Consider the following 12,795-nt stretch of genomic DNA (forward strand, 5'->3'; position numbering starts at 1 on the left):
CGATGACGAACCCGGCCGAGAGACTGGTCGACCTGCTCGACCTGGAGCAGATCGAGGTCAACATCTTCCGTGGCCGCAGCCCGCAGGAGTCCCTGCAGCGGGTCTTCGGCGGCCAGGTGGCCGGCCAGGCGCTGGTCGCCGCGGGCCGCACCACGGACGGCGACCGCCCCGTGCACTCGCTGCACGCGTACTTCCTGCGCCCGGGCCGGCCGGGCGTTCCGATCGTGTACCAGGTCGAGCGGGTCCGGGACGGGCGGTCCTTCACGACCCGCCGGGTGACCGCCGTGCAGCAGGGCCGCACGATCTTCAATCTCACCGCCTCCTTTCACAAGCCTGAGGAAGGGCCCTTCGAGCACCAGCTGCCGCCGGCCCGTGAGGTGCCCGCTCCGGAGTCCCTGCCGACGGTGGCGCAGGAGATCCGGGAGCATCTGGGCGAGCTGCCCGAGCAGTGGGAGCGCTTCGCGCGCCGCCAGCCCTTCGACATCCGGTACGTGGACCGGCTGCGCTGGACGGATCAGGAGGTCAAGGACGCCGAGCCGCGCAGCGCGGTGTGGATGCGCGCGGTGGGCCCGCTGGGCGAGGACCCGCTGGTGCACACCTGCGCGCTGACCTACGCCAGCGACATGACCCTCCTGGACGCCGTGCGCCTGCCGGTCGAACCGCTGTGGGGTGAGCGCAACTTCGACATGGCCTCACTGGACCACGCCATGTGGTTCCACCGGCCGTTCCGGGCGGACGAGTGGTTCCTGTACGACCAGGAGTCACCGATCGCGACGGGCGGGCGGGGTCTGGCCCGGGGCCGGATCTACGACGTCCGGGGCCGTCTGCTGGTGTCGGTCGTGCAGGAGGGCCTGTTCCGCGCGCTGTGACTCACTGCCCTCTGCGCAGCAGCCTGCCCAGCAGGCCGCGCTCCCGGGACGGTTGCCGAGCGGGGGCCGGCGGCGCCAGGACGGGGCTGGGCGCAGGGACGGGGCTGGGGACCGGACGAAGGTCGCGGGCTTCATTCACGGCCACGGTCAGGTCGTACCGAAGCCAGCCGATCTCGTCCGGGTCGTCCGCGGTCATCAGGCGCTCCGCCAGCAGCACGGCGGGTGAACCCGGCGCCCCGTGCACGGGCGGTCCCGGCCGGAAGCGGTACAGGTGGGCGCGCTCGTGGGGGTCCGGGACGATCTCCGCGATCTGCTCCGGACCGAGCAGGGCCGCCACCGCGCCGGCCCGCTCCCAGGAGTCGTCGCCGGCCTGGCGACGCAGGAAACCTCCGTACCGGCCCCGCCAGTTGCGGGCGCGCAGGTCGACGCCATCCCTGAGCCGGGCGAGCAGGTCCGGGGGTAGAGTGCGTCCCTTCAGCAGGGAGGCGTTGCCCTCCTCAGCGGCGAACCGGCTCAGTTCGTCGGCGAGGTAGTGCCAGACGACGGCCCTGTAGCGGTTGAGGTAGAAGCGAACGGGCACGAGCAGGCCGGCCCGCGCGAGGCGGGTGAACCGGGTGGGCGCGATACCCATGAGGGCCGCGCCCTCCGTGGTGCCGACCGTCCGCACGGACGCGGTGAGGGCGCCGGGAAAGCCCTCCTGGCCGCGGACCCGTTCGATCTCCTCGGCCGGCACCCGTCGGCCTCCGCCTCCTTCGTCGGGCACGGTGCGGATGTGGCCGAGGTGCACCGCCAGGTCGAACTCGCTGCGCTTGATTCCCACTTCCCGTGCGGCCCGGCCGATGGTCAGGCTCTGCCGGTCCGCCGTGGTCAGGGTGGTGCCGGTCATGGTGGTCTCCCCCGTGGAGCCGGTGGCTCACGCCCGGTGCGCTCGCCGTGGGAAAAACCGTAGCCGCCGGGACCGACTTTCCGGGGGGCCTGTGGATAACTCCACGACGTCAGCGAAAACTGCAGGTCACGGCTCTGTGATGGGTTTGCGTTCGGGTTGCCTGGCGTCGACGTCGAGATGTTCGCCGACCCGGTTGACGAGCAGGGTCATCTCGTAGGCGATCTGACCGAAGTCGGCCTCCGCGCCGCTGAGGACACACAGGCAGCTGCCGCTGCCGGCGGCGGTGACGAACAGCACCGCGTCGTCGAACTCGATCATCGTCTGCCGGACCCCGCCCGCGCCGAAGTGCCGTCCCGAGCCCTTGGCGAGGCTGTGCAGGGCCGACGAGACGGCGGCCAGGTGCTCCGCGTCCTCCCGTCGCAACCCTGTGCTGGCCCCCGTGACGAGGCCGTCGTTGGACAGCACCAGCGCGTGGCGCACATCATTCACGCGCTCGGTCAGGTCGTCCAGCAGCCAGCCAAGTCCCTGGTTCTGCGCCATGTTCACTTCTCCCCGTGTGGTGTCTCCCCCTGGCTGGGGGATCTGCCCGCCAGCCTTCCCCAGGACCGGCCGCCCGGCAAGCAGGATGGGGTCATGGCACAGAAGATGACCGACGAGGAGTGGCGGACGTTCGTCTCCCACGGCACCCGCACCGGAAAACTGTCCACCGTCCGGGCCGACGGCAGCCCGCACCTGACACCGATCTGGTTTCTGCTGGACGGTGACGAAGTGGTGTTCAACACGCACCGTGACAGCGTGAAGGGACGCAACCTGGCCCGGGACGGTCGGGTCGCGCTGTGCGTCGACGACGACCGTCCGCCGTACGCCTTCGTGGTGGTGCAGGGGCGGGCCCGGCTGTCGGAGGACCTCACCGAGGTGCGCGCCTGGGCGACCCGTCTCGCGGCCCGTTACATGGGCGAGGACCGTGCCGAGGAGTTCGGGGCGCGCAACGGCGTGCCGGGGGAACTCCTCGTACGGGTCAGCATCGACAAGGTGCTGGCGCAGAAAGCCGTGGCCGGGTGAGCCGGACGCTGGTTCGGTGGAGCCGGGCCGGGTGAGCCGGGCGCGGGTTCGGTGGGCCCTGGCCGGGTGAGAGGGGCACGGGCCGGAGGGCCGGGGCCCTGGCGGCACGGGCCGGAGGGCCGGGGCCCTGGCCGGGTGGGACGAACCGCGTCGCGCCGGTGGCGCTCAGCCCACGGAATCGAGCAGCCGGGCGGTGTGCATCCGCCCGGCGTACTCGACCAGCCGGATCAGCACCTCCTTGCCGGAGTCCCGCTCCCGGGCGTCGCAGAGCACCACGGGAACGCCACGGTCCAGGTCGAGGGCGCGCGAGACGTCGTCGCAGCCGTAGCTGCGGGCGCCGGTGAAGCAGTTGACGGCCACCACGAACGGGATGCCGCGGTGCTCGAAGTAGTCCACGGCCGGGAAGCAGTCCTCCAGCCGCCGGGTGTCCGCGAGGACCACGGCGCCGAGCGCGCCCTGGGACAGTTCGTCCCACAGGAACCAGAACCGGTTCTGGCCCGGGGTGCCGAAGAGATACAGCGACAGCCCCGAGCGGATGGTGATGCGGCCGAAGTCCATGGCGACGGTCGTGGTCACCTTGTGGTCCACGCCGTCGGTGTCGTCGACCGACTGGCCTGCCTCGCTGAGCAGTTCCTCGGTGCGCAGCGGCCTGATCTCGCTGACCGCGCCGACCAGGGTGGTCTTGCCCACGCCGAATCCGCCGGCGACCAGGATCTTCAACGCCAGAGCGGACTCGTCGGAGAGGTCGGGGTGTTCGGTGACCATCGATCACTTCTCTCGGGAGGACCGGCAACGGTCGACGTTCGGGGTGGATGGTGCGGGACGGTTACAGCGCGCGCAGCCCTGCGATGACCTCGCGCAGGATCCGCTCGTCGGGCAGCTGCGCCGGCGGCACGGGACGGTGCACGGTGACGCAGCCGAGTTCCAGCAGGTCGCCGAGCAGCACCCGGACCACGCCGACGGGCAGGTCGGCACCGGCGGCGAGTTCGGCGACGGACTGCGTCTCGATGCGGCACAAATCGATCAGGGCACGGTGCTCGGGGCCGAGGGGGGCGTCGTCGGCGCCCGGGCCCGCGGGGTCGAGGGTGACGAGGGCGATCAGGTCGAACCGGACCCCGCTGGGGCCGGGCCGGGTGCGGCCGCCGGTCATCGCGTACGGCCGTACGAGGGGGCCCGCCTCGTTGTCGTACCACTGGCTGCCCGGTTCTGCCGGGGCGCCGTGCCTGTCCTGGCTCATGGGCGGTGGTCGCTTTCCGCTCTCATCCGGCGGCCGGCGGGCGTGCCGCGACGCGCGGCGCCGTGTAGAGGTGCTCGCCGACGCGTTTGACCAGCCGCGCCATCTCATAGGCGATCAGACCGATGTCGGCGGTCACGGCGGTCAGGACGGCCAGGCAGGAGCCGTCGCCCGCGGCGGCCACGAACAGGAAGCCGTCGTCCATCTCCACCATCGTCTGGCGCACGCCGCCGGCACCGAAGTGCCGGCCCGCGCCCTTGGCGAGGCTGTGGAAGCCGGACGACACGGCGGCCAGGTGCTCGGCGTCCTCCCGGCTGAGGCCGCTGGAGGCGCCGACGGCCAGACCGTCGTTGGACAGCACCACGGCGTGCCGTACGTCGCCGGCGCGCATCACGAGATCGTCCAGCAGCCAGTCGAGTTCGCCGGAGTGCCGGCCGCTCGCCGTGGTCGGGTCCTGGATCATGCGCGGTCTCCTTCGCTGCTGTCGGTGCCCGGTGTACGGCCGGCCGGGCGGCCGGGTTGTCTTCCACCGCCGCGCGCCCATCCGGCGCGGTAGGCGGCCATGCGGTCCCGGACGAGTTCGGGGGTGCGCCGCTCGTCCTGGGGCGGCTCCTCCCCCGGCGGGTCCTGGCGCAGTCGTTCGCGCAGCTGGGGCGCGAGGCTCGCCTGGCGTACCCGGCGCGGGAGGTCGTCGGTCGCGCCGGACTGCTCGGAGGTGTCCCGTGGGCGGTGCGGGCGCAAGGTGGTCACTCCCAACGGAGGGGTGTCGCCGGCGGTCTCGGTGGCGAGCGGTTCGGGCGCGGCCAGGGCGGGCCGGCCGGGCGGGGGAACCGCCTCGTGAGGGGTGCGCGGGGCGGTGTCGCTCACGCGCGCGTAGTCGCGTGCGGCGGGCTGCTCGGTGTGCGTGGCCTGTCCGGCGGAGCGGTCCGGCGTGGCGTCGTGCAGGAGGGGTTTCGGCAGCAGGACCACCGCGGTGGTGCCTCCGTAGGGGGATGTCCGCAGGTGCACCTTGATGTCGTGCCGGGCGGCGAGGCGGCTGACGACGAACAGGCCGAGCCGGTCACTGTCGAACAGGTCGAGGGCCTCGGACTGCGCGATGCGACGGTTGGCGTCGGCGAGCGTCTCCTTGCCCATGCCCAGGCCGCGGTCCTCCACCTCGACGGCGTACCCGTTGCCGACGGGTTCGCCGGTGACGCGCACACGCGTGTGGGGCGGCGAGAACTGGGTGGCGTTCTCGATGAGCTCGGCGAGCAGGTGGGTGAGGTCGGCGACGGCAGCGCCGGCGACGGACGTCTCGGGAAGGCGGCGTACCTCCACGCGCGCGTAGTCCTCGACTTCGGAGACGGCCGCCCGGACCACGTTGGTCAGCGAGACGGGCATCCGCCAGGCCCGGCCCGGTGCGGCGCCGGAGAGGATGATCAGGCTCTCCGCGTGGCGTCGCATCCGGGTGGTGAGGTGGTCGAGCCGGAACAGGTCGCCCAGTTCGGTCGGGTCCTCGGCCCGCCGTTCCATGCTGTCGAGGAGGGCGAGCTGACGGTGGACCAGGATCTGGCTGCGCCGGGCGAGGTTGACGAAGACACCGGAGATGCCGCTGGCGAGTTCGGCGCGTTCCACGGCGGCCCGCAGGGCGGCGCGGTGCACCGTGCCGAGCGCTTCGGCGACCTGCCCGACCTCGTCCTCGGCGGGGGGCCCGGGCGGGGCCTCGGCACGGATGTCGATCTCCTCACCGGCGCGCAGCCGGCGCATGGCTTCGGGGAGGTCACGCCGGGCGATCCGCAGAGCGCCGTTGCGCAGGCTGACCAGTTCGACGACGAGACCCCGGCCGATGCGCACGGAGATGACCAGGGAGGCGATCACGGCGAGCAGCCCGAGCAGGACGGCGGCCCCGGCCGGGGTGAGCAGCCCCCGGGTGAACGGATCGGCCCGGTCGGCGACCTCGCGGCCGGCCCGGGTCTCGAGGGCCTGCATGCCCTCCTGCACGCGCGTGTGCGCGCCGTTCCAGGTGGCGGCCGGTGGCAGGCTGTCGGCACGGGCGCCGGGTTTCGCGGCGAGGATCCTCTCCTCGGCGGCGTCGAGGGCGGTGTAGGCGCTTCCTCCGGCGAGGGCGCGCCAGGCGGTGGCCTCAGAGCCCCGCAGGTCGCTTGCCGCGGACTCGGTGAGGGTACGGCGGGTGGCGGCGGCGCCGGTGAAGAGCCGCAGTCGCTCCGCGTCGAGGCGGCCCGTGGTCCGCACGACGGAGAGCACGGCGTCCTCCTGGGCCAGTGCCTCGCCCGCGCGGGCGAACTCCAGCAGCACGCGCGCGTCGGAGCCGAGATCGGCGTCCTGGAAGCCGGTCAGGGCGCCGTCCACGGCGAAGGCCGCGCTGATGGTGTCGGTGTACCGCCGGAAGGCCTCGGTCCATCCGGCCTTCCCGTCGAGCACCCCGGTGCGCAGCGAGCGCAGCCCTTCGGTGCCGCGGACGAAGACGTCGAGGCGCCGCGAGACGCCCGCGGGGAGTTCCTGGCCGTCGGCGACGGTGTTGTGGTCGCCGAGCCTGAGCTGCGCCACGGCCGAATCGGTGCGGGCGGCGAGGTCCTTGAGGGTGGCGGCGTCGCCGGCCGCGGGGCCGGTCGCACAGCGCACGGCCGCGGTGCGCTCGGCCTGCAGCGCGGTCACCGCCGCGGTGAGGGGGGCGCGGACCTGGGCGTCCACGCGTTGCAACTGGCGGAGCCGGGAGACGTCCTGGGCGGTGCTGACCGTGGCGTACGCCCACAGGGCGAGCAGGGAGACCACCGGCACCATCAGCAGGCAGACGATCTTGGCGCGCACGGTGCGCGGCCGGATCAGCCGGCGCCCGCCCCGCGCGGGTGCGTCGATCGTCGCGGCGGCAGCGCGTGCGTCGGGCGTCGTGGTGCTCGCGGACGCGGCGGGGCGCTCGTGGGCGGGTGGCCCGGCGTGAGCGCGGCGGCCGCGCGCCCGGGGCGGCGCGTCGGCGCCGGCCGTGAGGGTCCTACGGGGTGTACGCATGGCCTCCTCGTTCGGGAGTGGGTCGGGCGGGCGGCGCGGAGGTCGTCGTGGCCGGGCGTGGCTCGTGGGCCGGGGGGCGTCTTGGCCAGGCGGGGGTGGTGGCTAGGGGGTGACGCTCTCGACCGGTCGCTGGGCGGAGGCGGATGCCTCGCGCTCCCCCGCCGTCGGGGACAGCGCGACGAAGGCCGAGGTGATGAAGAGGTAGGACCCGAGGCCGACGGCGAGGGGGAAGATGAACTGCATCGCCGTGGCCCCGGGCAGCGCGGTGTCGGAGGGCGTGACACGCACGCTGACCGCGAACATCGCGGTGTAGTGCATGCTGGTGACGGCCGCGCCCATGACGAGGGAGGCGACGGAGACCGCGAGGGGTGACTTGATGTTGAGTCCCGCCCACAGGGCCGCGGTCGCCGCGACGACGGCGATCAGTACGGACAGGGCGACGCGCAGCGGGTCGTAGTGCACCTCGCCGTGCAGCCGTACGGCGGCCATGCCCAGGTAGTGCATGCTCGCGACGCCCAGGCCGGTGGTGAGCCCGCCGAGCAGCAGGGCGCGGGTGCGGTCGCGGCTGTAGCCGACGGCGAACACGCCGCCGCAGACGACGAGCATGGCGACGAGCAGGCTGAGCACGGTCAGCGGCACGTCGTAGCGGATGTCGGTGCCGCTGACGGCGAAGCCGAGCATGGCCACGAAGTGCATGGTCCAGATGCCGGTGCCGATGGCGGAGGCGGCGGTGACGAGCCAGTTGCGCCGGGCGCGCCCGGTGGCGCCGAGCGCGCGCACGGTGCAGCGCAGCCCGAGGGCGGCGCCGAGGCAGGCCATCACGTACGACAGCACGGGGGTAAGCCAGCCGAAGGCGGCGTGGTCCAGGTGTCCCATGGCCCCGGGACGCTAGGGGGACACGGGCGCACAAAGGGGGCGCATTTCGAAAGTGCTGGAATATGACGCAGAGGTGTGCCGGAACGATCGCATCGGACTCGAACATGCGCACAGCTGCGTCATCCGTGTCGGTGAGAGGCGATGAGGAATCATGCGATGCATGAGCGATGACCACACGCGTGTTCAGGAGTTCTTCACCGCACGTGCGGCCGATTGGGACAGCCGCTTTCCCGACGACGGACCGGCCTACGCCGCAGCGGTCGCCGATCTCGGGCTGCGCCGGGGTGACCGGGTGCTGGACGCGGGGTGCGGCACGGGGCGTGCGCTGACCCCGCTGCGGGCCGCCGTGGGCCCCGCGGGCGTCGTCGTCGGCGCCGATCTCACGCCGGCCATGCTGCGGGCCGCGGCGCAGGCGGGACGGGACCGGGACGGCCTGCTGCTCCTCGCCGACGTGTCCGCGCTGCCGCTGCGCTCCGCGTCCTTCGACGCGGTGTTCGCCGCGGGGCTCATCGCGCACCTGCCGCGACCGGCCGACAACCTGCGGGAGCTGGCCCGCGTGGTGCGGCCCGGCGGCGTGCTGGCGTTGTTCCACCCCATCGGCCGGGCCGCCCTGGCGGCCCGGCAGGGACGGCGGATCACCCCGGACGATCTGCGCGCGGAGCCCAATCTGCGTGCATTGCTGACCGGTTCGGGCTGGCACATGACGTCCTACGCCGACCGGGACGACCGCTTCCTGGCCTTGGCGGTCAAGGAGGGCTGAGCGGTCACAGCCGCCCGGCGACCGCGGCGGCGAAGGCGTCGGGGTTGTCGAACATGACGTTGTGGCCGGCGTCGGGCACGGACACCACGCGGACGCCCGCGGCCCGCAGCCCGGCGGCGTCCGCCAGCTCTCCGCTGCGCTCACCCTGGAGGTAGAGCCGCTCCATCGGCAGCTCCTCCAGGAGCGTGCGCATCACCGGGTCCGAGCCGCGTCGCAGACCGACGGCGCTGCGGTGCAGCGCACGCGGATCGGCCAGCCGCATCGTCGCGGCCCACACGGGGCCCACCGTCCGCAGCACGCGCGCGTGGCCGCCGTCGGCGAAGGCGTCCTCGTCGTAGGAGGCGATGCCGCTGCTGCCGGCGCCGGACGGCGGGTGGCGGTCGAGGTTGGCCTCGGTGAGGACCAGCCGGGAGACCAGGTCCGGGCGGCGGTGGGCGAGCACCAGGGCGACCGAGCCGCCCATGCTGTGCGCGATCAGCTCCGCGCCGGTGATCTCCGCCGCGTCCAGGGCGGCGGCGAGCGCTCCCGCGTGATCCTCGAGGGTGTACCTGAAGTGCTCGGGCCGATCGCTGATGCCGTGCCCGGGCAGGTCGACGAACAGGCTGCGACGCCCTGCCAGTTCCGGCCGGGCCGCTATGTGCGCGTGGTAGACGGACGACGCCGCGCCCAGCCCGTGCACGTACACGCGTGCGGGCTCCGCACCCGGTGTCTCCGTCCAGCGGATGTGGCTGCCCCTGCCGTCGAACTCGGCCTGCTTCATCAAGTCCTCCCTCGATCGCCGCTGCTCGGCACACCCGCGGACCATACATCGTCATCGAGGTATAGAGAAAGCGATGTATTGCTCTGCCGATGTACCGCGTCCATGGGAGAGAATGCGGGCATGCTGGAGCTCGCCATCCTCGGATTCCTCTACGACGCCCCGCTGCACGGCTACGAACTGCGCAAACGCATCACCGGACTGACCGGACACGTCCGTCCCGTGGCCGAGAGCACCCTGTACCCGGCGATCAAGCGCCTGGAGAAGGCGGGGCTCCTGGCGCGCACCACGCAACCCGGGGCGGTCGCCGCGCCCCGCCACGTCCTGACCCTGACCGACGAGGGCAGGCGTGCACTGCGCGACCGCCTGGCGGAGCCGGAACAGCAGGACATCACCGACGAGAACCGCTGGTTCACGGTGCTCGCCTTCCTGCGGCACCTCGACGACCCCACCGCACAGGCGGTCGTCCTGCGCCGCAGGCTGACCTTCCTTCAGCAGCCGGCGAGCTTCTTCTACGACGGTGACCGGCCGGTGAGCGCCGAGGAACTGCCGGACCCCTTCCGGCGGGGTGTGCTCACCATCGCGCGCGCCACGTCGGAGGCGGAACTCACCTGGCTGCGCGAGACACTGGCGTCACTGGGGGACTGAGCCGCCCGTGTGCCGTACGGGGCAGCCACGCAGGCCGGGAACCGGCTGAGTGCCCAGATCGTTCAACCGGTAGCCGCCGGGGTAGCTCTTGATCTCCCAGTTCTGGCGCGCGAAGTGCGGGGCGCGTCGCGGCGGCAGCAGTCGGACCAGGCGTCCCCGGGTCCGCACCGCGCGGCGCACCAGCGCCTGGGCGGCGGGGCCGGGCGGCGTGTAGCGGAAGGCGTGCAGCAGCGGCTCGTCGAGCAGGGCGAGCGTGGCGGCACGCAGAACGGGGGCGAGCGGACGTGGATACCAGGAGGCCATCAGGTCGAGCGTGGCGTCGGACACCCGGCGCGCGGCCTCGTCCCAGCCGAAGTGCGCCTCCTCATAGGCGTCGAGGCAGGCTTCGAACTCCTCGAAGTCGGCGGGAAGGTCCTTGATGCCCATGTGCCGGCCGAGGGTGCGGAAGTGTTCGCAGAAGGCGACGGTCTCGTGGCGGGACAGCCTGCGCCAGCCGTAGGCGTCGATCCAGCGTCGTGGCATCACGACGAAGGTGCACAGCACATAGCGCATGTCCTCGTTGCTGATGTCGTAGCTGCGGTGCATCTGGTTGACGCGGCGGATCGCCGTGCGGCCCGGCGTGCTCGCGAAGCCGTGCTCCACGATCGCGTCGAGCAGGAGCGCGGTGTCGTCGTAGCGCTTCTGCGTGCGGTCCGTCAGTTCGCCGGTCTCCGCGAGGAGCCGCCCGATGCTCGGTACGGCGTAGGTGCGGTAGAGCGCCAGCTCCAGGGCGCGGGTGTAGTCCCAGGGGAACTCGTAGGCCGAGACCAGGCGGAGGATCTGCGTCGCATCACGGTACGGGTCCATGCGCCGGATCTGCCGAAGTCGTTCGTAGCGCTTCACCGCACCGTTCCTCTCCTGCCGCCGGGCTCCAACTCTACGTTCAACAGCAGCAGATGACGGGCATGAAGGGAACGGCCGGTCGGTCGGGAAGCACTCCCAGGGAAGGACGGTCACCATGTTCGGCAAGGTGCGCAAGGCCGGTGCCACGCTCCTCGGCTCGGTGCGGACACGGAGTGACACCGCGCGCGACGCTCGCCCGCACAACCTGTTCGAGGCGGCCGCCGTATACGTCTCGGCCAGGGCGGAGGACGACCAGGAGCGGGTGGACGAGGCGGCCGGCTGGGTGTCGCCGGAGGCGCTGTCGTTCGGGGTGAGCGAGCTGGCGTACCGCGCGGTCGTCGCGCTGGCCCGGGAGCGCGGCGAGTCGCCGCGGGAGGTGGCGCGGGCGCTGCTCGGACTGCCTGCGTCCTGACGCTTCCGCGCGCGCTCGTCCGTGGCGGTCGATTCGCCCCCGTCCAGGTGGAAAACTGCAGCTCCGGGTGCCCTTGGGAGTCGTGACAAGCGGCTCGGGGGCGCACTAGGGTGCGCGCCGTTGGACGAAACCGATGGGGAGGCTGTGATGGCCGGGACCGACGAGGACGCCGTCGCCGCCGCGGACGATGCGCTCTATGTACTCACAGCGGTGCTGCTGACGCCGGCGCAGTTCCCGAGTGTGCTCGGCGACGACTATCCGGAGGCGTGCGCCGCGCTGGGTCTCGCGCCGCTCGCCGACGGCTACGGCCTGGTGCTCGGCCAGGACGGTGCCGGCGCGCGCTGGACCGTCGTGACGGACGACGTGTCGCTGGTCGCCGTCGCCATCGCCTCGTGGGACTGCGGCATGGAGTACGACCTGTCGCCGGACGAGCGGTCGGTCGTCACCGCGCTCCCCGGCTGGCCGCTGTACGTCGCCGTCGCCGCACCCGGTCTCCCCGAGCCGCACGATCCGGAACGGGAGGAGGGCGACGGGCCGGTGCTCGCCCCGCCGGACACCTCGATCTGGGGCCCCGCACAGCGCCGGCTCGGCGCGGACGAGGTCGCTCTGCAGTGGTCGGCCTGGCGGGACCAGGTCGACGACGGCAGCTTCGCCCGGCCCGACGGCGGCGGCGAGGAGAGCGCGGCGCGGGACAGCGCGGACGACGAGGCACCGACGGACGCTGTCTCCGTCGCCCGTGAAGCCGGTGGAGCTGGTGGAACGGGTGGATCCGGTGGAGCGAATGGTGCCGGTGAAACCGGCGGCGCCGGTGAAGCCGACGGACAAGCGCAGCCGGACGCACGGCCCGCCGAGGAGGTGTCCGGGGAGGACTCCGCGCCGAGCGGCGTGCGCCGTGTGCTGGACGAGGTCCGTGCCTACGTGGACAGCCCGCCGCCGCTGGGCAGGGTGCGGTCGTCGTTCGCCCCGGGTGACGCGCGGACCCTGCGCGCCGACGGGCCGGGGTGGTCGCTGGTGGCCCGGACCGACGACATCGCGTTCGTGCTGTTCGACGAGCGGCCCGGCGAGGTCGTACCCGTTGGACGCGGGCCGGAACTGCCTGGTCTGCTGGAGGCCCTCGACAAGGTGGCCGTGCGCCCTCTGTGACAGCGCTCGACGGGCAGGGCGACGGCAGGGCGACAGCGCCCCCGGCGGCGGAGGCGACTCACTGGTCGAGGCCTCACCAAGCACGATGGGGCCCTATGGAGCACAGGCCCCCCAAGCATGGTGTGGCACCCCATGAAGCAGAGGCTTTCCCTGGGGTTCCACACCATGGCCGGTGGGCCACGGGGCCACCACGATGGGGCAGCCGCGGGCGGGTACGGCAGCCGCTGCCGCCCGCCTGTCTCCCCTGTCCCCGTCGTCCC

General features: G+C 73.0%; 15 protein-coding genes. 6 read left to right on the forward strand and 9 right to left on the reverse strand.

Features of this window, described 5'->3' with window-relative positions; translation table 11 throughout:
• The first annotated feature begins 2 nt into the window (after positions 1–2).
• On the forward strand, positions 3–869 hold the full coding sequence (locus AB0E88_RS08950; protein WP_361626198.1) for an acyl-CoA thioesterase II: 867 nt from the start codon (positions 3–5) through the stop codon (positions 867–869).
• A gap of 1 nt (position 870) precedes the next feature.
• Here AB0E88_RS08950 and AB0E88_RS08955 read toward each other — a convergent pair whose 3' ends face one another.
• Both AB0E88_RS08955 and AB0E88_RS08960 read right to left on the reverse strand, forming a co-directional pair.
• The gene (locus AB0E88_RS08955; RefSeq protein WP_361626201.1) at positions 871–1,755 is read right to left on the reverse strand and encodes a DUF6397 family protein; all 885 of its coding nucleotides are present in this window, start codon (positions 1,753–1,755) and stop codon (positions 871–873) included.
• Between the two features lie 126 nt (positions 1,756–1,881).
• Positions 1,882–2,295, reverse strand: a complete 414-nt coding sequence (locus AB0E88_RS08960; RefSeq protein ID WP_361626204.1) for a roadblock/LC7 domain-containing protein — start codon at positions 2,293–2,295, stop codon at positions 1,882–1,884.
• A 93-nt stretch (positions 2,296–2,388) separates the two neighbouring features.
• Between AB0E88_RS08960 and AB0E88_RS08965 the strand changes: the two genes are divergently transcribed.
• A complete protein-coding gene (locus AB0E88_RS08965) occupies positions 2,389–2,817 on the forward strand; it encodes a PPOX class F420-dependent oxidoreductase (protein ID WP_361626207.1) in 429 nt (142 codons plus the stop codon).
• A 165-nt stretch (positions 2,818–2,982) separates the two neighbouring features.
• On the opposite strand, the gene AB0E88_RS08970 is transcribed toward AB0E88_RS08965, so the two are convergent.
• The 5 genes from AB0E88_RS08970 to AB0E88_RS08990 form a co-directional block, all read right to left on the reverse strand.
• The gene (locus tag AB0E88_RS08970; protein ID WP_361626210.1) at positions 2,983–3,582 is read right to left on the reverse strand and encodes an ATP/GTP-binding protein; all 600 of its coding nucleotides are present in this window, start codon (positions 3,580–3,582) and stop codon (positions 2,983–2,985) included.
• A gap of 61 nt (positions 3,583–3,643) precedes the next feature.
• Positions 3,644–4,054 carry a DUF742 domain-containing protein gene (locus tag AB0E88_RS08975; protein ID WP_361626213.1) on the reverse strand — a complete coding sequence of 137 codons (411 nt, stop codon included), beginning with the start codon at positions 4,052–4,054 and terminating at the stop codon, positions 3,644–3,646.
• Between the two features lie 22 nt (positions 4,055–4,076).
• Entirely contained in the window at positions 4,077–4,514 is a 438-nt protein-coding gene (locus AB0E88_RS08980; protein ID WP_361626216.1) for a roadblock/LC7 domain-containing protein, read from the reverse strand.
• Positions 4,511–7,057, reverse strand: coding sequence for a nitrate- and nitrite sensing domain-containing protein (locus tag AB0E88_RS08985; protein ID WP_361626219.1), 2,547 nt, complete (start codon positions 7,055–7,057; stop codon positions 4,511–4,513). Before AB0E88_RS08985 ends, AB0E88_RS08980 begins: the two co-directional genes overlap by 4 nt.
• A gap of 102 nt (positions 7,058–7,159) precedes the next feature.
• Entirely contained in the window at positions 7,160–7,933 is a 774-nt protein-coding gene (locus AB0E88_RS08990; RefSeq protein WP_361626222.1) for an MHYT domain-containing protein, read from the reverse strand.
• 160 nt (positions 7,934–8,093) lie between these two features.
• Between AB0E88_RS08990 and AB0E88_RS08995 the strand changes: the two genes are divergently transcribed.
• Complete coding sequence (locus AB0E88_RS08995) at positions 8,094–8,693, forward strand: class I SAM-dependent methyltransferase (protein WP_361626225.1); 600 nt, start codon at positions 8,094–8,096, stop codon at positions 8,691–8,693.
• A 4-nt stretch (positions 8,694–8,697) separates the two neighbouring features.
• Here AB0E88_RS08995 and AB0E88_RS09000 read toward each other — a convergent pair whose 3' ends face one another.
• Positions 8,698–9,453, reverse strand: a complete 756-nt coding sequence (locus tag AB0E88_RS09000; RefSeq protein ID WP_361626228.1) for an alpha/beta hydrolase — start codon at positions 9,451–9,453, stop codon at positions 8,698–8,700.
• A 120-nt stretch (positions 9,454–9,573) separates the two neighbouring features.
• On the opposite strand from AB0E88_RS09000, the gene AB0E88_RS09005 reads away from it, so the two are divergent.
• Positions 9,574–10,098, forward strand: a complete 525-nt coding sequence (locus AB0E88_RS09005) for a PadR family transcriptional regulator (protein WP_361626231.1) — start codon at positions 9,574–9,576, stop codon at positions 10,096–10,098.
• On the opposite strand, the gene AB0E88_RS09010 is transcribed toward AB0E88_RS09005, so the two are convergent.
• Positions 10,084–10,980 (reverse strand): oxygenase MpaB family protein, encoded by an 897-nt coding sequence (locus AB0E88_RS09010; RefSeq protein WP_361626234.1) that lies wholly within the window; start codon positions 10,978–10,980, stop codon positions 10,084–10,086. The genes AB0E88_RS09005 and AB0E88_RS09010 overlap by 15 nt on opposite strands.
• 115 nt (positions 10,981–11,095) lie before the next feature.
• Here AB0E88_RS09010 and AB0E88_RS09015 point away from each other — a divergent pair, with 115 nt between their 5' ends.
• Positions 11,096–11,392 (forward strand): hypothetical protein, encoded by a 297-nt coding sequence (locus AB0E88_RS09015; RefSeq protein ID WP_361626237.1) that lies wholly within the window; start codon positions 11,096–11,098, stop codon positions 11,390–11,392.
• Positions 11,393–11,539: 147 nt separating this feature from the next.
• A complete protein-coding gene (locus AB0E88_RS09020; protein WP_361626239.1) occupies positions 11,540–12,535 on the forward strand; it encodes a hypothetical protein in 996 nt (331 codons plus the stop codon).
• Positions 12,536–12,795 lie beyond the last annotated feature (260 nt).

The organism is Streptomyces sp. NPDC028635, assembly GCF_040637635.1.
Classification (GTDB): domain Bacteria; phylum Actinomycetota; class Actinomycetes; order Streptomycetales; family Streptomycetaceae; genus Streptomyces.